Genomic DNA, 19253 nt, shown 5'->3' on the forward strand with positions numbered 1-19253 from the left:
GGTTAAGTATCTGGGTGCCCACGCTCCCGGATCTCGAGTCGTTGCGGCTGCTCGTGCTCGTCGGGCGGCGACGCAGCCTCGGCGGCGCCGCCGCCGAGATCGGGGTCAGCCAGCCGGCTGCGAGCAAGCGCATGCGCGCGCTGGAGCGGCGGCTCGGCCTGCAGCTCGTCGAGCGCAGCCGGCGCGGCTCCACCCTGACCGCCGCCGGCGAGCTCGTCGCCGCCCGCGCCGAGCGGGTGCTCGCCGAGCTGGACGCGCTGGAGGACGGCGTCGAGCTGCTGCGGCAGCACGCGTCCGCGCCGCTCGTCGTCGCCGCGAGCCTGACCGTTGCCGAGCACCTGCTGCCGGGGTGGATCACCCAGCTGTCGCGCTCCGATCCCGAGGTCCGGGTCGGCCTGCACGTGATGAACTCGGCGCGGGTCTGCGAGGCCGTCCGCGACGGGGAGGTGTCGCTCGGCTTCGTCGAGTCGCCGGGGGTGCTGCCCGGGCTGCGCTCGCGGGTCGTCGCGCACGACCGGCTGGTGCTCGTGGTGGAGCCCGGGCACCGGTGGGCTCGGCGGCACCGGCCGGTCGACCCCGTCGCGCTGGCTGCCACTCCGCTGCTCAGCCGCGAGCCCGGCTCCGGCACGCGGGACACGGTGGAGCGTGCGCTGCAGGCGGCAAGGCAGGCGCTGGTGGCGCCCCTGCTGGAGCTCGGGTCGAGTGCCGCTCTCCGGTCGGCGGCCCGGTCGGGCGGTGGGCCGGCGGTGCTCTCCGAGTTCGTGGTGGCCGACGACCTGGCCACGGGCGTGCTGGTCGAGGTACCCGTCGACGGGCTCGACCTGCGGCGGGAACTGCGGGCGGTCTGGCCGGCCAGTTCGCAGCCGTCGGGGGCCGCTGCGGCGCTGCTCCGCCATGCCAGGATGCGGCCGTTGGAGTGAATCCCGATCAATCGAACTGTTGTTCTAAAAGATCATGAACGCGCTGCTAGCGTGGAGGCATGTCCAGGTCGGCCGAGCTCATCGAGCGCGTCTCGCGCATCGATCGCTCGTTGGCTGCCCTGGCCGCGGAACGCGCCGAGGCGGTCCGGGAGTTCGCGCAGGTGCACGTCGCGGAGCAGATCGAGACCGGTGAGATCGGACCGGAACGGTTGGAGCAGAGCGTCGTCGCGCAGGTCGCGCTGGCCTGCCGGGTCTCCCCGTCGGAAGCGCGCAAGCGCCTGCACGTCGCGCGGGACCTGCACGAGGGGCTCGACCGGGTGCGGGAGTTGTTCGCAGCCGGCGAGCTCAGCGAGCACAAGGTCGCGGTCATCGTCGCGGCGACGGCGCACCTGTCGCGCTCGGAACGAGCCTGGGTCGACGAGCAGCTCGCGGAGCGCGGGCTGGAACGGCTCGGCGTCGGCCGGCTCGGGGACCTGGCGCGGAAGCTCGCAGCCGAGGTGGCGCCCGAGAAGTTCCTGGAGCGCTGCCGCGAGGCTCGTGGCGGGCGGCGGGTCACGATCCGGCCTGCGCTCGACGGCATGGCCGACCTCACGGCGCACCTGCCCGTCCCGGAGGCCGTCGCCTGCTTCGCGGCTCTCAAGAAGGCGGTGGACGAAGTGTTCACCGCTCCGGATCCGGTCACCCGTAGCCGGAGCCAGATCATGGCCGACACCCTCGTCGAACGGGTCACGGGGCAGGCGGTCGCCACCGACGTTGGCTTCGCGGTCAACGTGACGGTGCCCGTGGAGTCCCTGGTCGACCCGGTCTCGCCGCTGCCGGCGGAGATCCCCGGCTACGGCCCGGTCCCGGTCTGGTGGATCACCTCCGGCGGGGGTCGGAAGGCGTGGCGGCGACTCGTCACGAAGGACGGGGTGGTGATCGGCGGCGACTCCCGCCAGCGCGCGTTCACCGGTAGCCTCGCCGCCTTCATCCGGGCCCGCGAGGGCAACCGGTGCAGCGAGCCGTACTGCGACGCGCCGGTACGGCACATCGATCACATCGAGCGGTACTCCGAGGGCGGGCGCACCGAGTTCGACAACGGACGCGGGTTGTGCGAGTTCCACAACTACGTCCGCGAGAACCCGGACTGGGACGTGTACCGCGCCGGCGACGTCATCGTCACCACGACGCCGACCGGGGCGAGCTACGTCGCCGACGTCGGCTCGGCGACCAGGAAGATCCGCGCGCCGCACCGGATGCGTCCGAGCAGGTCGAGGGCGGGGCCCGATGGACGGCGCTCCGTCGGTCGGTTGTCCGACTATCTGGTGCCAGACCGATCGAACGTTTGATGCGGCGGGTTTCCGTGTTACGTTCGTTCGGCGCCGGCGGATCGTCGGCTCCAGGTGGAGGAACCGCATGCGACCCGTGCAGCTGCTCGCCCCCGACGGAACACTGAGCGCCGATCCCGCGTGGCCGTTGGAGGTCACCCCGGAGCTGTGCCGCGACCTGCACCGGCGGATGTCGCTGGCCCGGTGCTTCGACAACGAGGCACTGGCCCTGCAGCGTCAGGGCGAGCTCGGCCTGTGGCTGCAGTCGCTCGGCCAGGAGGCCGCGCAGGTGGGGTCGATCCTCGCGCTGCGCAGCACCGACCACGTGTTCCCCAGTTACCGCGAGCAAGCCGCCGCGCTGTGCCGCGGCATCACGCCAGCCGAGTTGCTCGTGCAGTGGCGGGGCAACGCGCACAGCGGCTGGGACCCGGCGCGCTACCGCTTCCACGTCTACACGCTCGTACTGGCCGCGCAGCTCCCGCACGCCACCGGTTACGCCATGGGCGTGCAGCGCGACGGGGTCGACGAGATCGTCCTCGCCTACTTCGGGGAAGGCTCCAGCAGCCAGGGCGAGGCCAACGAGGCGTTCAACTGGGCCGCGGCCGCCGAGGTGCCGCTGCTGTTCTTCTGCCAGAACAACCACTGGGCCATCTCCACACCGACGCACATGCAGATGCGGGCGCCGCTGCACCAGCGCGCCCGCGGCTTCGGCCTGGACGCCTACCTCGTCGACGGCAACGACGTGCTCGCCGTCCTCGCGGTCACCCGCGCGGTGGCCGCGCAGATCCGGGCCGGCGGCGGCCCGGCCCTGATCGAGGCCGTCACCTACCGGATGGCCGGACACAGCACGTCCGACGATCCGGGGCGGTACCGCACACCGAGCGAGCTCGACAGCTGGACGGCCCGCGACCCGATCGCCCGCCTCGAGGCGTTGCTGGTGGAGCGCGGCTGGCTCGACGAGCAGTACCGCGCAGAGCTCGCCGCCGAGTGCGCGGCGCTGGCGGAGGAGACCCGCCGGGTGTGCCGGGAGTTCGGTCCGGTCGACGTGTCCGGGGTGTTCACCTCGGTGCTCGCCGAGCAGACCGCGCTCCAGGCTGAGGAGCAGCGCAGCTACGAGGCGCTCGTCGCCTCCTACGAGGACTGACCGCCATGCCCGTGCGCACCCTCTCGAAGGCGATCAACACCGGTCTGCGCCGCGCGCTGGAGGACGACCCGAAGGTGGTCGTCATGGGTGAGGACGTCGGCGGCCTCGGTGGTGTCTTCCGCGTCACCGACGGCCTGCAGAAGGACTTCGGCAGCGACCGCGTCGTCGACACCCCGCTGGCCGAGGCGAGCATCGTCGGCACCGCGATCGGGTTGGCGCTGCGTGGCTACCGGCCGGTCTGCGAGATCCAGTTCGACGGTTTCGTCTACCCGGCGTTCAGCCAGATCGTCTCCCAGCTGGCGAAGCTGCGCGCCCGCACGGCCGGGCTGCTCGCGGTGCCGGTGGTGATCCGCATCCCGGTCGGCGGCGGGATCGGCGCGGTCGAGCACCACAGCGAGTCGAACGAGGCCTACTTCGCGCACACGGCCGGTCTGCGGGTGGTGTGCTGCTCGAACCCGCAGGACGCGCACTGGATGCTGCGCCAGGCCGTGCGCTGCGACGACCCGGTGATCTTCTACGAGCCGAAGCGGCGCTACTGGTCGAAGGCGGAGGTGGACGAGTCGGTCGAGCGGGTCCCGCCGCTCGACAAGGCCACGATCGTGCGTCCGGGCCGCGACCTCACGCTGCTCACCTACGGCGGCATGGTGCAGACCTGCCTGGACGCCGCCGAGGCGGCCACCGCGGACGGCCGCGACATCGAGGTGGTCGATCTCCGCACGCTCTCGCCGCTCGACCTCGACACGATCACGGCGTCGGTGCACCGCACCGGGCGCTGCGTCGTCGCCCACGAGGCCCCGACGTTCGCCGGCCTGGGCGCGGAGATCGGTTCCGCGGTCACGGAGCGCTGCTTCTACCGGCTCGAGGCGCCGGTGCTGCGGGTGGGCGGGTTCAACACGCCGTACCCGCCGGCGAAGCTGGAGGAGCAGTACCTGCCGGACCTGGACCGCGTCCTGGACACGGTGGACAGGGCGTTCGCGTTCTAGCAGCGCGTGCGGTCCGCGGTGTCGCCCGCACGGCGACGCGCGACCTTGCCAGTCACCGCCTCTGGAGGCAAGCTTCGGCCGTGGCCGTCGACACGCACTCGGGCGAGCCGGCACGAACTCGGGGGATGCACTTACCGCCACGGGCGGCCTTCTGGCTGCTCGCGACGACTCTGTGCCTGCTGCTCGTCGCATCGTCCGCGCCGTCGCCGATCTACGTCCTCTACCAGCAGCAGTGGCAGCTCTCGCCGATCACGCTCACGGCCGTCTACGCGGCGAACGCGGTAGCCCTGCTGGTCACCCTGCTCTTCGTGGGCTCACTGTCCGACCCCGTCGGGCGCCGACCGGTGCTCCTGGTCGCGCTCGTCGTCGAGATCGGTGCGATGGTGGCCTTCGCGCAGGCGTCCGACGTCGGCTGGCTGTTCGTCGCGCGGGTCCTGCAAGGCATCGCCACCGGCGCTGCGACCGGCGCGATCAGCGCGACGCTGATCGACCTGCAGCCGCCTGGCGGGCGGCTTGGCGCGCTGATGACGAACGTCGCGTCGTCGGGCGGGATCGCCGCCGGCGCGCTGGGGGCCGGGCTGCTCGTCGAGTTCGCGCCGGCCCCGTCGCAGCTGGTCTACTGGCTGCTCACCGGGCTGTTCGTGGCCGGGTGGGTCGGTGTGCTGGTCATCCCCGAGACCGTGCCGGAATCGGCACGCCGGGACGGGAGCTGGCGCGGGTCGCTGCGACCGCGGGTGGCCGTTCCGGCGTCGGTGCGGACGACCTTCCTCACGCTGGCGCCGTCCCTCGTGGCGACGTGGGCACTCGGCGGGCTGTACCTGGCGCTGGGTGGTTCGCTGGCGCGCGGTGTGTTCCACGTGACGAGCCCCTTGGCCGGTGGCCTCGTGATCGTGGCGCTCAACGCGACGTCCGCGCTGGTCGCCGTCCTGGCGCGCGACTGGTCGTCGCAGCGGTCACTGCTGCTCGGCTCGATCGCGATGGTGTGCGGGGTGGCCGTGGCGATGGTGGCGCTGGCGCTCGGTTCGCTCGCGTTGTTCCTGGTCGCGAGCGTCGTGGTCGGAACCGGGTTCGGGCCGTCGTTCTCCGGCGTGCTGCGGACGCTGACGGCCATGGCGCCACCGGAGCGCCGGGCCGAGGTCGTCACCGCCATCTACGTGGTGTCGTACCTGGCGTTGAGCCTGCCCGCGGTGGCCGCCGGGATCGCCGTCACCCAGGTCGGCCTGCTCTCGACGGCGTACGGCTACGGCGTCGCGGTCAGTGCGCTGTCCGCGATCGCGCTGATCGGCTCGTGGCGGCAGCAGCACGCTCCGGTCGTCGGGCGCGGGCACGAGCTGGCGGCGAGCCCGGGCACGGTCGCGCCGTGCCCGCGCATGCTGGCCGCAGGGTCCCGCGCCTGAGCACCTCACCCATCGAGCTCCGCCTCGTCGTCCTCCTCGATCGCCCGCAGCGGCGTGGGTGATCTCCACGTCTGCAGGATGATCATCGACTCGCTGTGCTGGAAGTCCGCGACCGACCAGACGTCGCCGAGCAGGATCTCGCGCAGGTGCAGCTGGTCGCGCACCATGAACGTCAGCAGCAGGTCCCAGCGGCCGGTGACCAGCTGCACCGCGCGGACCTCGCGGATGGCGCGCAGCTGCTCGACGGTCTCGCGCACCGGTTTGCCCTGCCGCAGCTGGATGGCGACCACCACTTCGAGGGCGTAGCCCAGCGCCGCATGATCGACGTCGGCGCTGAACCCTCGGATGACGCCGCGCTTCTGCAGCCGGTCGAGGCGCTCGCCGACGGCGCTCGGCGACATGCCCACGGCCCGGGCGAGGGCCCGGTTCGACGCCCGCGGATCCTCGATGAGCAGCTCGAGGATCCGGCGGTCCGTCGCGTCGACGACCGGCTTGCGCTCCACGAAGATCGAGGTTAGCGGCTCACGGGAGCACCGAGGCGTGCGTCCAGCCGGTGGCTGCGCGGACGTGTCGGGTCCGGGCGGCAGGGGCGTCGGGGCCCTGGCCGCGCCACAGCTCGACCACCTCGGCCGTGAGGGCGTACGTGGTCCAGGTCGGCGGCGCAGCGGCGTCGGGGGCTGCGGCGAAGGCCCGCTCCGGCGCGCCGGGTTCGATGGCCTGCAGCGGTCCGGTGCGCTGGTCGAGCAGCGCGTCGTAGACCCAGGCGAGGCGGCGCAGCTGTTCGGGGCGCCGCTCGAACGCCGCGTCCGTGTCGGCCCGGTCCAGCTCGGCGACGGGCCCGGCGACGACGACCTGGCGGCTCAGCGCCGGCCACAGGAACACGCCGGACGCCCGCGGGTGTGCGGCGAGGTCGTGGGTCTTCTGGGTCGGTGTCGAGGTGTGGAAGCGCAGTGCGCCGTCCGCGATCTCCGTGACGAGCACGGTGCGGGCGTGCGGCGCGCCGTCCGGGCCGACGGTCGCGAGCACCATGGCGTTCGGAGCAGGCAGGCCGGCGGTCTCTGCGTCGGCCATCCAGCCGGCGAGGACGGCGAGGGGATCGTCAGGCGTCATGGTGGATCACCAGCAGCACGCAGGTCTCGTCGCCGATCTGCCGGTAGCGGTGCCCGGCGCCGCCCGGGCAGGTCAGGGTGTCGCGTGGGTGCAGTGTGGCCAGCACGCGCCGGTCCTCCTCGCGGATCTCGACCTCGACGGTGCCGCGCGCCAGGTAGAGCAGTTCGGCGCGGGAGTGGACGAAGAACTCCTCGAACTCACGGGGCAGGCCGACGAACTCCGTCACGTCCACCCCGGACGGATCGTGCAGCAGGAGGCGCGCCCCACCGTCCCTGTTGTCGACGAGGTCGGCGCCGGTTCCCCGGACGGGCGCCGCGCCGGCATCGGGTGGCGCCGCAGCGGCGAGGAGCGCCTGTTGCGTGGTGCCCAGTGCGACGGCGATGCGGTGCAGCGAGCGCATCGACGGGCGGGCCCGACCCAGCTCCAGCTGCGACAGGAACGGCTGGGAGAGCTGGGCGGCCGCGGCGACCTCGACGAGCGTCATGCCGCGGGTCTTCCTTGCAGCGCGCAGGACCTGCCCCAGGCGTTGCTCGGCATCGCTGTTCCACGGCATCGTTCACGCACCAGACTCAATCGGACACGTACTCGCAACGCGGAGTATCTACTGTCGCTCGTGATAGTACTGTCCTCAATATTTCCCAGGTGAAACGTGACAGTGACAGCTCTCGGAAGTGCCTCGTCAAGCCCGCAGCTCGCGGGCTCGACGGTCGCGGTGCTGCGCGGCATCCGCCGGGCCGACGGCACCGTCGGTGATCTCGCCGTGCGGGACGGGCAGGTCGTCGCCGACGTGTCCGACGCGGGGGAGGGCGTCGAACTCGACGCCTCCGGTTGGCGCGCCGTGCCGGCCGGCTGCGAGCCCCACGCGCACCTGGACAAGGCCCTGTCCGCAGCCCGCTTGGGCCCGACACGGGACAACGACCTGATGTCGGCGATCGAGCAGTGGTGCGGGCACCGGCCGCTGGTGGACGCCGCCGACGTCTACGCGCGGGGCAGCGCAGCGCTCGCCCGCTACGCCGCGCGCGGCATCACCGCCGTCCGGACGCACGTGGACCTCCCGACCGAGGGCGACCCGTTCCGCGGGGTCGACGCGCTGGTCGCGCTGCGCGAGGAGGTGCGCGACCGGATCACGCTGCAGGTGTGCCTGCTGTACAGCAACGACACACCTGACGACGTTCTGTTCGCGGCGGCCGCCCGCGGTGTTGACGTGATCGGCGGCTGCCCGCACATCGCGCCCGACCCGAAGCGCGAGATCACCCGTGCACTGGACGTCGCCGAGCGCCACGGCCTGCCCGTCGACCTGCACTGCGACGAGCAGACCAGCCTGCCCGCCGACGACGACGACCTCGACGTCGTGCAGCTGGCCCGGCAGGTGCTCGACCGCGGCCACTCCACCCCGGTGACGGCGAGCCACGCGGTGCGGCTGGGCATGCTGCCGCCGGACCGGCTAGCACCCGTCGTGGAGCTGCTCGCCCGCGCGCGGATCGGCGTCGTGACCCTGCCGATCACCAACCTGTACCTGATGGGACGAGACTTCGATCACGCGATGCCGCGCGGGCTCACCGCCGTCCGTGCGCTGCTCGACGGCGGCGTCACCGTCGCCGCCGGCGGCGACAACCTGCGCGATCCGTTCAACCCCGCCGGGCGCGCCGACCCGTTCGAGACGACGTCGCTGCTGATGACGGCCGCGCACCTGCGCGGGGACGAGGCGCTGCACGCGGTCACCGCGGCGGGGCGGCAGCTGCTCGGCCTGCCGCCCGCCGGCACGGCTCCGGGCGAGACGGCCGATCTTGTGCTGCTGCCCGACGAACCGCTCGGTGACGTGCTCGCCGGCGCGGTCGATACCCGGATCGTGCTGCGGGCAGGCATGATCATCGCCGAGACCCGCGTGGCGAGCGCTGTCACGCTCGACCCGACCCCGCTGGAGGTCCCATGACCACCACCGAGACGGCGACGCTCGCGCTCGACGGCGTCGGCAAGACCTTCCCGACCGGCACCGTCGCGCTCACCGACGTGAGCATGGCCCTGCGGCCCGGCGACTTCACCTCCGTCGTCGGCCCGTCCGGCTGCGGCAAGTCGACGCTGCTGCGGCTGGCGTCCGGGCTGGAGCAGGCCACCACCGGCACCGTCCACGTGACGGCGAAGTCCACCAGCTACGTCTTCCAGGACCCGACGCTGCTCGAGTGGCGCACGGCGGCGCGCAACGTCGAGCTGGTGCCGGAGCTGCGCGGCGCGTCCAAGGCGGAGCGGCGCGCGCGGGCGGCCGAGCTGCTGGAGCTGGTCGGTCTGACCGGATTCGCCGACCAGCACCCGCGGCAACTCTCCGGCGGCATGCGCATGCGGGTGTCGATCGCGCGGGCGCTGGTCGCCGAGCCCGATCTGGCCCTGTTCGACGAGCCGTTCGGCGCCCTCGACGAGATCACCCGGCTGCAGATGCAGACCGAGCTGCAGCGGTTGTTCGTGCTGAAGCGGTTCGCCGGGCTGTTCATCACGCACTCGGTGTCGGAGGCGGTGTACCTCTCCAACCGGGTGCTGGTGATGAGCGGCCGGCCCGGCCGCATCGTCGCCGACATCGCGGTGCCGTGGGAGTACCCGCGCTCCCCGGAGCTGCGCTACTCGGCGGAGTTCGCGACGCTGACCGGACGGGTGTCGCACGCGTTGGGGGAGCACTCATGACCGACCTGGCCACTCCACCGGCCACGTTGCCACCCGCGACCGGGACGGCCCCGACCAGCGCCCGCGTGCCCTGGTGGCGCACGGCGCTGCAGCGCTCGGCGCCGATCGTCGCCGCGCTGGTGGGCGTGGCCGCGATCTGGTACCTGGTCACGTACGCGGTGCTGCCCGAGTCACAGCGGTTCCTGCTGCCGCCGCCGCACCAGGCGTACGGTGTCGCGTTCTCGAACCCGAACATCATCGGCCCGATGCTCGAGTCGCTGTGGCGCAGCATCGCCGTCGCGATCGTCGGACTCGTGATCGCGGTGGTGATCGGGGTCGGCTGGGCGACGGTGATGTCGCAGTGGAGCTGGGCGGAGAAGATCCTCTACCCGTACGCGGTGATCCTGCAGACCATCCCGATCCTCGCGCTGGTGCCCCTGATCGGCATCTGGATGGGGTACTCGTTCGCCGCCCGCGTGACGGTGGCCGTGATCATCGCGCTGTTCCCGATGATCTCCAACACGTTCTTCGGGCTGCAGTCGGCGACGGCGGCGGCGCACGACCTCATGACGCTCAACAAGGCCACCCGCTGGCAGCGGCTGGTCAAGCTGGAGTTCCCGGCCGCAGTGCCGGCCATGTTCACCGGGCTGCGCACCGCAGCGGGCCTGGCCGTCATCGGCGCGATCGTCGGTGACTTCTTCTTCCAGCAGGGTGCTCCCGGCATCGGTTCGCTGCTGCGCGTGTACACGCAGCGGCTGTCGATGGAGGCCCTGCTCACCGCGGTGACGCTCACGGCGCTGTTCGGCGTCCTGTTCTTCACCGCGTTCGCCGTACTCGACCGGGCCGTGGTCGGGCGCTGGTACGGCGCCACCGGCAAGCGCTGATCCCTAGGAGTACTCCGTGACCCGTCTCCCCGCACTAGCCGCCGCCACGGCGGCAGCTCTCCTGCTCGCCGCCTGCGGTGGCGGCGCCACCTCGGCACCCGCCGGTCCGACCGGTCCGGCCGCACCCGCCGGTGGCGCGCTCGACCTCAAGGGCACCTGCCCCGACACCGTCGTGGTGCAGTGGGACTGGCAGCCCGAGGCCGAGCACGGAGGCACCTACTCGCTCGTCGGCCCCGGATACACGGTCGACACCGGCACCAAGTCCGTCACCGGCCCGCTGGTCGCCCAGGGCGTCGACACCGGGGTGAAGCTGCAGGTCCGCTCGGGCGGCCCGAACACCGGCTTCCAGCCCGTCTCGTCCCTGCTCTACGTGGACGACGCGATCACGATCGGCGCCGTCAGCACCGACGACGGGATCGTGGGCGCGAGCAAGGGCCGGCCCACCGTCGCCGTCACCTCGCAGATGACGGTGAGCCCGCAGATCCTCATGTGGGACCCGGCCTCGCACCCCGGGGCCACGACGATCAAGCAGGTCGCCGCGTCCGGGGTCACCGTGCTGACGTCCGGGGAGATCATCCCGTCGCTGCTGGAGCAGCAGGGGATCATCCAGAAGGCGCAGTCCGACACCAGCTACGACTCGTCGCCGGCCCGGTTCGTGTCCGACCCGAAGATCCTCCAGCAGGGCTACGCGACGGCCGAGCCGTACCTCTACAGCAACGAGATCGCGCAGTGGAAGAAGCCGGTGCAGGCGGAGCCGTTGTCGAACTACGGCTACTCGATCTACCCGTCGGCGCTCGCCGTGCGCAGCGACAAGCTCGCGGCGCTCACCCCGTGCCTGAAGAAGCTGGTGCCGATCCTGCAGCAGGCGGAGATCGACTTCCTGAAGAACCCCGGCCCGACGAACGACCTGATCGTGAAGCTCGTCGAGCAGTACCAGACGGGCTGGTCGTACTCGCGCGGTGTCGCGGACTTCTCGGTCAAGACGCAGCTGGACGGCAAGTTCGTGACGAACGACCCGGCGTCCGGGGTGTTCGGCAAGTTCGACCCGAAGCGCATCGCCGACACCGTCGCCCGGTTCGCGCCGCTGCTCACCGCGGCCGGCACGCTGACCGGCCCGGCGCCCGCGCCGGAGACGCTGTACACGAACCAGTTCATCGACGACAAGATCAAGCTCTCGTGAGCGGTGTGGAGGAGGCCTGTGCCGAGATCACCCGGCGCGGCGCCGGGCGGGTGGTGCTCGACCAGGCCCAACGGCTGAAGGCGTCGTCGGACTGGTCCCGGATGTCCCCGGTGCTGGCCGAGAAGGTGCCGCCCGGCCGGTACGTGGCCGACGCGGTCGTCCGTCCGGCCGTGCCGCAGGACGTCGCGACGATCCTGCAGGTGGCGTACGAGCACGACGTGCCCGTCACCCCGCGCGGGGCGGGCACCGGCAACTACGGCCAGGCCACCCCGTTCGACGGCGGCATCCTGCTGGACCTGCGTGGCCTCCTCGACGTCGAGCTGGGGGACGGCACCGTCACCGTCGGCGCCGGGGTGCGGTTCTCCGCGGTCGACAAGGTGCTGCGGGCGGCGGGCCGTGACATCTGGATGTTCCCGTCCACCAAGACGTCGACGATCGGCGGCTTCATCGGCGGCGGCAGCGCCGGCACGGGCTCGATCGAGCACGGCACGTCGTCGGACGGGTTCGTGGTGTCGGCGACGATCGCGCCGTGCGACGGCAGCGGCGAGCTGTTCACGGTGAGCGGCGCGGACCTCGTCCCGTACATCCACACCTACGGCGTGACGGGCATCGTCGTGTCCGCCGAGGTGCGCACCGACCCGGCCCGCGAGTGGATCTCGGTCTACGCGGCGTACGGCGACTACGCCGGGCTGGCGGCCGGGCTGGCGGCGATGGCGGACGTGCGGCCGCTGCCGCGGCTCGTGTCGGGCGACGAGCCGCCGCTGGTGGCGAGCCTGCCCGCGTCGGTGCCGCTCGACCCGCAGACGTGCAGCCTGCGGATCATCGCCGAGGCGACGTCGATCGAGCAGGTGCGCGACGCCGTCGCACGGACCGGCGGGTCGATCGTCGCGGAGCTCACCGACTACGTCGAGGGCGACCGACTCTCCGGCATGTCGTACAACCACCCGGTCTGGTTCTTCCAGCGTGCGCACCCCGACGAGACGTGGTTCCACATGGAGACGGCGGGGCAGGTGGTGGTCGACGACCCCGCCGCCGTCCGGGAGCTCTACGACGGGCCGGTCTACATGCACCTGGAGCAGTTCGCGCGCGGCCCGGGCGGCATGCTGGTCGCCGGCTACACGGGCGAGGCGGACGTGCTGGCCGGCATGGCCCGGATGGACGCCATCGGGCTGGGCGTGCACTCGCCGCACCAGTGGTACGTCGACCGCAACGTCGAGCTGGCCATCGAGACGGCGAAGCGGACCGACCCGAAGGGCCTGCTCAACCGGGGCAAGCTCACGGCCACCCCGCCGGTTGACTCCCGCGTGAACATCGGGGTGCGCTCGTGAACTGGATGGACCTGACCTGGCAGCAGATCGCCGGGCTGCCCGACGACACCGTCGCGGTGCTGCCGCTCGGTGCCGTCGAGCAGCACGGCCCGCACCTGCCCGTCTCGACGGACTTCGTGATCGCCTCGGAAATCGCCGCGGCCGCAGTCGACGCCGTTCCCGACGACGTGCCGTGCGTGCTGCTCCCCGGCCTCTCCTACACGAAGTCCGACGAGCACCACGCCTTCCCCGGCTCGATCTGGCTCTCGTGGGACACCCTGATGGCCACGCTCGTCGACATCGGCCGCTCGCTGCAGAAGTCGGGCATCAGCCGACTGCTGTTCGTCAACGGGCACGGCGGCAACTCGGCGCTCGGGCAGGTGGCGTGCCGGGAGATCCGGCGGCGCTTCGGGCTGCGGACGTTCTTCACGCACCCGGGCGTGCCGGTCGACCAGGGCGGCAGCGGGTCGGCGGCGAGCGAGCTCGGCATGGGTGTGCACGGCGGGCACGGCGAGACCTCGCTGATGCTGCACCTGCGGCCCGACCTCGTGCACATGGAGCTGGCCGTTGCGCGGGTGCCGCAGGCGCTCACGGAGTTCCGGCACATCGGCTTCGGCAAGCGCACGTCGTTCGGCTGGACGAGCGACGACTTCGGCCCCGACGGCCACATCGGCGACCCCACCGGCGCCACTGCCGAGCACGGCAAGGCGTTCGTGGAGGGCGCGGTGCCGGCACTGGCCGAGGTGATCGGGGAGGCGCACCGTTTCCGCACGCAGTGAGCTGACCGTCACGGGTGCCGAACTGCTCTGGACGGGCACCCGCGAGGTGCCCGGCGGCGTCGTCTCCTGCGTGGACGGGTTGGTGGCCGACGGGCCGTCCGGCGGCGAGGTGCTCGACGCGTCCGGCTGCGTCGTCACCCCCGGCCTGGTCAACGCGCACCACCACCTGCTGCAGACCGCGTTCCGCACCCTGCCCGGCACCCGCGGGGTGCCGATGCGGGAGTGGCTGCCGCGCATGGCTTCGGCGTACGCCGCGGTCGGCGTCGACGACGAGCTGGCCCACGCCGCCGCCTCCGCGGGGCTCGCCGAGGCGCTGCTGTGCGGCGTCACGACCGTCGCCGACCACCACCTGACGTGGCCGCCGTCCACCGGTGACGGGGTGTCGATCGCCCGCGCGGTCGCCGCCGCGGCATCGGACGTCGGTGCCCGGTTGGTGTTCGTCCGCGGCAGCGCGCGCGACGATCCCGAGTTCGCCGCCACGTCCGCCGATGCGATCGCGACCGCGCTGGCCGACGACCCGATGGTGCAGGTGGCGGTCGGGCCGGCCGGCGTGCACAGCGACGCGCCGGAGACCTTCGCCCTGCTCGGCGAGGTCGCGGCGACCCATGGACTGCGACGTCGCACCCAAGCCAATGAGCAGGTGGATGTCGAGACTGCGACAACGCGCTACGGCCGCCGCCCACTCGACCTGCTCGACGAGTGGGGCTGGCTCGCCCCCGATGTCACCCTGGCCCACCTGTGCGGCATCACCGACGCGGAGCTGGCCCGGCTCGCCGCAGCAGGTGTGTCGGCCACCCACGCACCCGGCTGCGACCTGCCCATGGGTTGGGGCGTTGCGCCCGTCGCTGCGCTCGCCGACGCCGGCGTCGCCGTCGGGCTCGGGACGAGCGGTGGCGGCAGCAACGACGCCGGCCACCTCCTCGCCGACGCCCGCCTCGCGATGCAGGTCGCGCCGCTCGTCGGGCGGCCGGTCGCTGCGCGGGAGGTGCTGGGCTGGGCGACGGCGGGCGGCGCCGCCGGGCTCGGCCGTCCCGACCTCGGCCGGCTCGACCCCGGCTGCGCCGCCGACCTCGCGTGCTGGGACGTGCGCGGCGTCGCCGACGCCGGCGTCGCCGACCCGCTCGCCGGGCTCCTGTGGGCCGCACCCGGCCGCCGGCCACGGCACGTCGTCGTCGCGGGACGGGTGGTGGTGAAGGACGGCCGCCTGGTGGGGCGGGAGGAGCACGAGATCGCCGGGGCGCTCAGAACGCTGCTGGGAGGCCGCCCGGCCCGCTGACCGCCTGCTGCAACCCCGGGCGGGCCACCTCACCGGGTCGTCGCGCTGCGCTCCGGCTCCGGGAGCCAGGCGTCGGCCGGTCGCGCGGGCCACGTCTGCGCCAGCTCGTCCACCGCCCGGTGGAGCGCTCGGAGCCCGGGGTGGTCGCTGCCGGCGCGCCACAGCATCTGCCACGGGAACAGCGGGGTGGGACGCACGAGCGGGCGCTGCACGACGCCGGGCACCGCCGGCTGCGTGGTGAGGGTGAGGACGGGGGCGTTGCGCTCCCGCACGTGTTGGGCGAGCTCGTCGCCGCCGCGGACGACGGGGTGGGAGCCGGCCGCGGTGGCGCCGAACGGCGCCAGCAGCTGCAGCACGGCGTGCTCCCACCCGGGCGTGACGTGGTCGCCCGCGCGGGAGCACGGCCGGGTGCCCGCCAGCGCGTCGAACGGCACCTCGGTCAGCTGCGCCAGCGGATGCCGCTCGGGGAGCAGCACGGCGAGCGGCTCGTCACGCACGTGCCGGCGGCCCAGGTCGGTCGGCGGGTCGGGGTACCGGCCGAAGGTCACGTCGATCTCCTCGGCACCGGCCCCGCCGTACCGGGCGAAGAACTCGATGTCCGGGGCGAGCCGGCGGGCTGCGGCCAGGACGAGCGTCGGGGTCAGGCCGGCTCCCACCACGTCGACGGTGAGTGACGCCCGCTCCCCGCGCAACTCACGCAGCGTGTCGTCGTGCAGGGCGATGATCTCGCGGGCCCTGGCCAGCAGCGCGCTCCCGGCGGCGGTGAGCGTGACTCGCCGCGTGGTGCGGTCGAGCAGCCGCACCCCGATCGCGTCCTCCAGGTGCCGCACGTCGCGGCTGAGCGCCTGCTGCGCCACCAGCAGCCGCCGGGCCGCCCGGCTGAAGTGCAGCTCCTCGGCGACCGCGACGAAGTAGCGCAGCCGCCGGATGTCCAGATCCGACACCCCGCCTTCCTACCGCATCTACACGCTCAGCGTGTAGATCATGAACGGATCGGTGTTGGACCGCGCCCGCCACGCCAGGACACGCTCTGTGCATGCGAGCGCGGACGTCGATCACGGCGAGCTACGGGCTGACCGGCCTGCTCACCGCCGTCTGGACGGCCACGCTGCCCACGATCGACGCCCACCTGCAGCTGGGTCCCGCCCGGCTCGGCACCGTGCTGACGGCACTGGCGGCCGGGGCGTTGGCCGCGATGGTGGCCACCGGCTGGCTGGCCGGCCGCGGCACGGCCCCGTCGCTGCGGCCGGCGCTGCCCGCCACCGCGCTCGCGCTGGCGGCCACGGGTGCGGCGCCGACGTTGCCGGTGCTCGTCGTCGCGGCGACGCTGCTCGGCGCGTCGACCGGCCTGCTGAACGTGCTGCTCAACCTGCGGGCCGGCGCGCTCGAACGGGCGCTGGCGCGACCGGTGATGGCGGCCCTGCACGGCACGTGGGGGATCGGTGCGGTGGCCGGTGGCCTCGCCACGGTGGGGGCGCTCGGTGCCGGGGTGCCCGCGCCGGTGTTCGTGCTCGGCGCGGCGACCGTCGTCGGGGCGGTGGGTGCCGCCCTGCCGGACGGCCCGATCGCGGCCCCGCCGATCACGGCTGTCCCGCCCCGTGCCGGGCTGGTGGTCGTGCTCGGCCTGCTCGGAGCAGCCGCCTTCGTCGCCGAGGGCGCGGCGATCGACTGGGCCGGCGTGCACGCCGCCCGCGTGCTCGGCGCGGCTCCGGCGCTCGCCGCCGTCGCGTCCACGGTGTTCTTCGCCGCCATGACGGTGCTGCGGCTGTCCGGCGCCGCGGTCCGCACGCGACTCGGCGCGGCGCGCACGCTGCGGCTCGGCGGTCTCACGGCCGCCGCCGGCCACGGCATCGTGCTGCTCGCCGGCCTGCCGCCCGACCTGCCGCTACGGCTCGGCGTCGCCGCGCTCGGCTGGGTGCTGGCCGGTGCCGGGCTGGCGCTGGTGTGGCCGACGGTCGCGGGCGCCGTGGGCGCTGCCAGCCGCTCGGCCGGGCACCTGGCCGCCGTCACGACCATCAGCTACGCCGGCGGGCTCCTCGGGCCGGCCGCCATGGGGATCGTCGCCGGCCGCGCCGGCCTCGCGGCCGCCCTGCTCCTGCCCACCGCCCTCGCCCTGCTCCTCGCGGCGGCCGCTCCGGCCGCCGTCACCGCGTTGACCACCCCCGAAAGGACCCCACGATGATCACGAAGACGCTCGACGTGCCCGGCGCCCGCCTCCACTACGAGCTGCGCGGCTCCGGCCCGCTCGTGCTGCTCGTCGGCGCGCCGATGGACGCCGTCGCGTTCGCACCGCTGGCCGACCGGCTCGCCGCCGACCACACCGTGCTGACCACGGATCCGCGCGGCATCAATCGCAGCACCGTCGACGACCGCGACCAGGACTCCACCCCGCAGCTGCGCGCCGCGGACCTCGTCGAGCTGCTCACCCACGTCGACGCCGGCCCGGCGGCCGTCTTCGGCTCCAGCGGCGGCGCGGTCAGCGCGCTGGCGCTCGTCCAGGCGCGCCCCGACCTCGTCCACACCCTGGTGGCCCACGAGCCACCGCTGATCCAGCTGCTGGACGACCGGGCCGAGATCCGCGCGCGCGTCGAGGACTACACCGCGACCTACCTCGCCGGCGACGTCGTCGGCGCCTGGCGGGAGTTCTTCGCCGCGGCCGACATCGAGGTGCCCGACGCGGTGCTCCAGCAGATGGTCGGCGGCGAACGCGACCCGCAGGTCGTCGCGGACGAGCGGTTCTGGTTCGAGCACGAGATGCGGGCCTCCGACTTCTGGGAGCCCGACCTGGATGTGCTGGCGGCGAGCCGGACCCGGATCGTCGTCGGGGTCGGCGAGCAGTCCGCAGGGCAGCTCTGCACGCGCACGTGCGCGGCGCTGGCCGGCGCGCTCGGCACCGCACCGACGCCCTTCCCCGGCGACCACACGGGCTTCGTCGACGACCCCGCCGGGTTCGCAGAGCGGCTCCGGCCGCTGCTGGGCTGACCGACGGCTACCTCAGCGGGTGGGGCTGCGGCGCAGCTTGCCCGTGACCGCGCGGACGGGTGTGCCGAGTGGGCCGTTCGCCAGGGTGCGGCGCAGCCGCCGCGCGCCGACGTACACCGCGGGCAGGCGGCGGGCGACGAGGTGCCGGCGGTCGACGAGCAGCTGCGCGAACGCCCTCGCGCCGTAGCCCAGGTAGCGCTCGACGTCGGTGAACCAGCGCTCGCTGGCGTCCGCCTCGGCCGCCACGTCGGCCAGCTCGGCGATGCGGCGCTGTTCGTAGGCGGCGAGGCCGGCATCGATCCGGCCGGGGTGCGCGCCCAGCTCACGGGCCAGCGCCATCGCGTCCAGCAGGGCCAGCCGGGTGCCGGAGCCGATCGTGAAGTGGGTGGTGTGCGCGGCGTCGCCGAGCAGCACCAGCCGCCCGTCGACCCAGCGCTCGTTGCGGACCCGGCTGAACTCCTGCCAGGGCGTCGGGCCGTCCGTCGGGCCGGGTGGTCGCAGCGCGTGCCCGTCGAGCTGGGCGGCGAAGATCCGTTCCAGGGCGCGCATCGTCGCGTCGGTGTCGAGGCGGTCGAACCCGAGCGCCCGCCACGTCTGCGGCGTCGTCTCGACGACGAACGTGCTGCCGTGCTCGTCGTAGCCGTACGCGTGCGCCCACACCCAGCCGGCGTCGGTGCGCACGAACGGGAAGGTGAACGAGCCGAACACGGCGTCGGTGCCGAGCCACACGAACTTGTTGCGGCCGCGCTGCAGGCTCGTCCCGAACCTCGTGGACGTGCCGCGCAGGCTGCTGTGCACGCCGTCGGCCGCGACGACGACGTCGTGCGCAGCGAGCAGCGCGGCCGGGTCCTCGACCGGCTCGCCGAACCGCACGTCGACCCCGACCTCGCGGGCCCGCTCGGTGAGCAGCGCGCGCAGCGCGCGGCGGCTCATCGCGTAGCCGTGCCCGCCGACGTTGACCGCGTCGCCGTCGACCTCGATGACCTGGTCGTTCCACGTGAACGCCTGGGCGCGGACCGCCGCGGCGGTGGGCGGGTCGTGGATCTCGAGCTGCTCGAGCAGGTCGTCCCAGAAGACGACGCCCCACCCGTGGGTGACGCCCTCGGGCGATCGCTCGTGGACCGTGACGCCGTCCACCCCGGGCAGCTGCTGCAGCAGCACCGCGGCGAACAGCCCGCCCGGCCCCCCACCGACACACGCGACTCGCACAGGCGCAGTATCCCCAACGGCGATCGGGCCCGACGCCAGGTATCTGAACTGTGACGTGCGCCACGTTAACGTGCCGGGTGGGGCCTCCGAGACGTCTTTCGAGACGAGAGCGGGGGCTCGGTT

General features: G+C 73.4%; 19 protein-coding genes. 14 read left to right on the forward strand and 5 right to left on the reverse strand.

The window, feature by feature from the left end:
* The first annotated feature begins 14 nt into the window (after positions 1 to 14).
* From ACQEVB_RS15860 to ACQEVB_RS15880, 5 genes are all read left to right on the forward strand, one after another.
* Positions 15 to 920 carry a LysR family transcriptional regulator gene (locus ACQEVB_RS15860; RefSeq protein WP_432971243.1) on the forward strand — a complete coding sequence of 302 codons (906 nt, stop codon included), beginning with the start codon at positions 15 to 17 and terminating at the stop codon, positions 918 to 920.
* 59 nt (positions 921 to 979) lie between these two features.
* Positions 980 to 2248 carry a DUF222 domain-containing protein gene (locus ACQEVB_RS15865; RefSeq protein WP_432971246.1) on the forward strand — a complete coding sequence of 423 codons (1269 nt, stop codon included), beginning with the start codon at positions 980 to 982 and terminating at the stop codon, positions 2246 to 2248.
* Between the two features lie 67 nt (positions 2249 to 2315).
* Positions 2316 to 3371 (forward strand): thiamine pyrophosphate-dependent enzyme, encoded by a 1056-nt coding sequence (locus ACQEVB_RS15870; protein ID WP_432971249.1) that lies wholly within the window; start codon positions 2316 to 2318, stop codon positions 3369 to 3371.
* A 5-nt stretch (positions 3372 to 3376) separates the two neighbouring features.
* The gene (locus ACQEVB_RS15875; protein ID WP_432971252.1) at positions 3377 to 4354 is read left to right on the forward strand and encodes an alpha-ketoacid dehydrogenase subunit beta; all 978 of its coding nucleotides are present in this window, start codon (positions 3377 to 3379) and stop codon (positions 4352 to 4354) included.
* A gap of 125 nt (positions 4355 to 4479) precedes the next feature.
* Entirely contained in the window at positions 4480 to 5751 is a 1272-nt protein-coding gene (locus tag ACQEVB_RS15880) for an MFS transporter (RefSeq protein WP_432971255.1), read from the forward strand.
* A gap of 5 nt (positions 5752 to 5756) precedes the next feature.
* On the opposite strand, the gene ACQEVB_RS15885 is transcribed toward ACQEVB_RS15880, so the two are convergent.
* Genes ACQEVB_RS15885 through ACQEVB_RS15895 form a run of 3 tightly spaced genes read right to left on the reverse strand, consistent with a single transcriptional unit; the run spans position 5757 to position 7414 of the window.
* Positions 5757 to 6254: an Lrp/AsnC family transcriptional regulator gene (locus tag ACQEVB_RS15885; protein ID WP_432971258.1), complete on the reverse strand. Its 498-nt coding sequence runs from the start codon at positions 6252 to 6254 to the stop codon at positions 5757 to 5759.
* A gap of 19 nt (positions 6255 to 6273) precedes the next feature.
* Positions 6274 to 6861, reverse strand: a complete 588-nt coding sequence (locus tag ACQEVB_RS15890; protein ID WP_432971261.1) for a pyridoxine/pyridoxamine 5'-phosphate oxidase — start codon at positions 6859 to 6861, stop codon at positions 6274 to 6276.
* Positions 6851 to 7414, reverse strand: coding sequence for a helix-turn-helix domain-containing protein (locus ACQEVB_RS15895; RefSeq protein WP_432971264.1), 564 nt, complete (start codon positions 7412 to 7414; stop codon positions 6851 to 6853). The genes ACQEVB_RS15890 and ACQEVB_RS15895 overlap by 11 nt, the downstream gene beginning before the upstream one ends.
* 96 nt (positions 7415 to 7510) lie before the next feature.
* Here ACQEVB_RS15895 and ACQEVB_RS15900 point away from each other — a divergent pair, with 96 nt between their 5' ends.
* From ACQEVB_RS15900 to ACQEVB_RS15930, 7 genes are all read left to right on the forward strand, one after another.
* Positions 7511 to 8794 (forward strand): amidohydrolase family protein, encoded by a 1284-nt coding sequence (locus ACQEVB_RS15900; protein WP_432971267.1) that lies wholly within the window; start codon positions 7511 to 7513, stop codon positions 8792 to 8794.
* Entirely contained in the window at positions 8791 to 9534 is a 744-nt protein-coding gene (locus ACQEVB_RS15905) for an ABC transporter ATP-binding protein (RefSeq protein WP_432971270.1), read from the forward strand. Before ACQEVB_RS15900 ends, ACQEVB_RS15905 begins: the two co-directional genes overlap by 4 nt.
* Positions 9531 to 10397: an ABC transporter permease gene (locus ACQEVB_RS15910; protein WP_432971273.1), complete on the forward strand. Its 867-nt coding sequence runs from the start codon at positions 9531 to 9533 to the stop codon at positions 10395 to 10397. Before ACQEVB_RS15905 ends, ACQEVB_RS15910 begins: the two co-directional genes overlap by 4 nt.
* Positions 10398 to 10413: 16 nt before the next feature.
* Complete coding sequence (locus ACQEVB_RS15915; RefSeq protein ID WP_432971276.1) at positions 10414 to 11577, forward strand: ABC transporter substrate-binding protein; 1164 nt, start codon at positions 10414 to 10416, stop codon at positions 11575 to 11577.
* Positions 11574 to 12905 carry an FAD-binding oxidoreductase gene (locus tag ACQEVB_RS15920; protein WP_432971279.1) on the forward strand — a complete coding sequence of 444 codons (1332 nt, stop codon included), beginning with the start codon at positions 11574 to 11576 and terminating at the stop codon, positions 12903 to 12905. The genes ACQEVB_RS15915 and ACQEVB_RS15920 overlap by 4 nt, the downstream gene beginning before the upstream one ends.
* A gap of 5 nt (positions 12906 to 12910) precedes the next feature.
* The gene (locus ACQEVB_RS15925) at positions 12911 to 13663 is read left to right on the forward strand and encodes a creatininase family protein (protein ID WP_432980382.1); all 753 of its coding nucleotides are present in this window, start codon (positions 12911 to 12913) and stop codon (positions 13661 to 13663) included.
* 70 nt (positions 13664 to 13733) lie between these two features.
* On the forward strand, positions 13734 to 14939 hold the full coding sequence (locus ACQEVB_RS15930; RefSeq protein WP_432971282.1) for an amidohydrolase family protein: 1206 nt from the start codon (positions 13734 to 13736) through the stop codon (positions 14937 to 14939).
* Between the two features lie 29 nt (positions 14940 to 14968).
* Here ACQEVB_RS15930 and ACQEVB_RS15935 read toward each other — a convergent pair whose 3' ends face one another.
* Complete coding sequence (locus ACQEVB_RS15935; RefSeq protein ID WP_432971285.1) at positions 14969 to 15883, reverse strand: LysR family transcriptional regulator; 915 nt, start codon at positions 15881 to 15883, stop codon at positions 14969 to 14971.
* 92 nt (positions 15884 to 15975) lie between these two features.
* Between ACQEVB_RS15935 and ACQEVB_RS15940 the strand changes: the two genes are divergently transcribed.
* Both ACQEVB_RS15940 and ACQEVB_RS15945 read left to right on the forward strand, forming a co-directional pair.
* Entirely contained in the window at positions 15976 to 17121 is a 1146-nt protein-coding gene (locus ACQEVB_RS15940) for a hypothetical protein (RefSeq protein WP_432971288.1), read from the forward strand.
* Positions 17118 to 17921, forward strand: a complete 804-nt coding sequence (locus ACQEVB_RS15945) for an alpha/beta fold hydrolase (RefSeq protein WP_432971291.1) — start codon at positions 17118 to 17120, stop codon at positions 17919 to 17921. The genes ACQEVB_RS15940 and ACQEVB_RS15945 overlap by 4 nt, the downstream gene beginning before the upstream one ends.
* Before the next feature lie 12 nt (positions 17922 to 17933).
* Here the strand turns inward: ACQEVB_RS15945 and ACQEVB_RS15950 are convergent, their stop codons facing one another.
* Positions 17934 to 19130: an FAD-dependent monooxygenase gene (locus tag ACQEVB_RS15950; protein ID WP_432971294.1), complete on the reverse strand. Its 1197-nt coding sequence runs from the start codon at positions 19128 to 19130 to the stop codon at positions 17934 to 17936.
* Positions 19131 to 19253 lie beyond the last annotated feature (123 nt).

This window comes from Pseudonocardia sp. CA-107938 (assembly GCF_050936315.1).
GTDB lineage: Bacteria > Actinomycetota > Actinomycetes > Mycobacteriales > Pseudonocardiaceae > Pseudonocardia.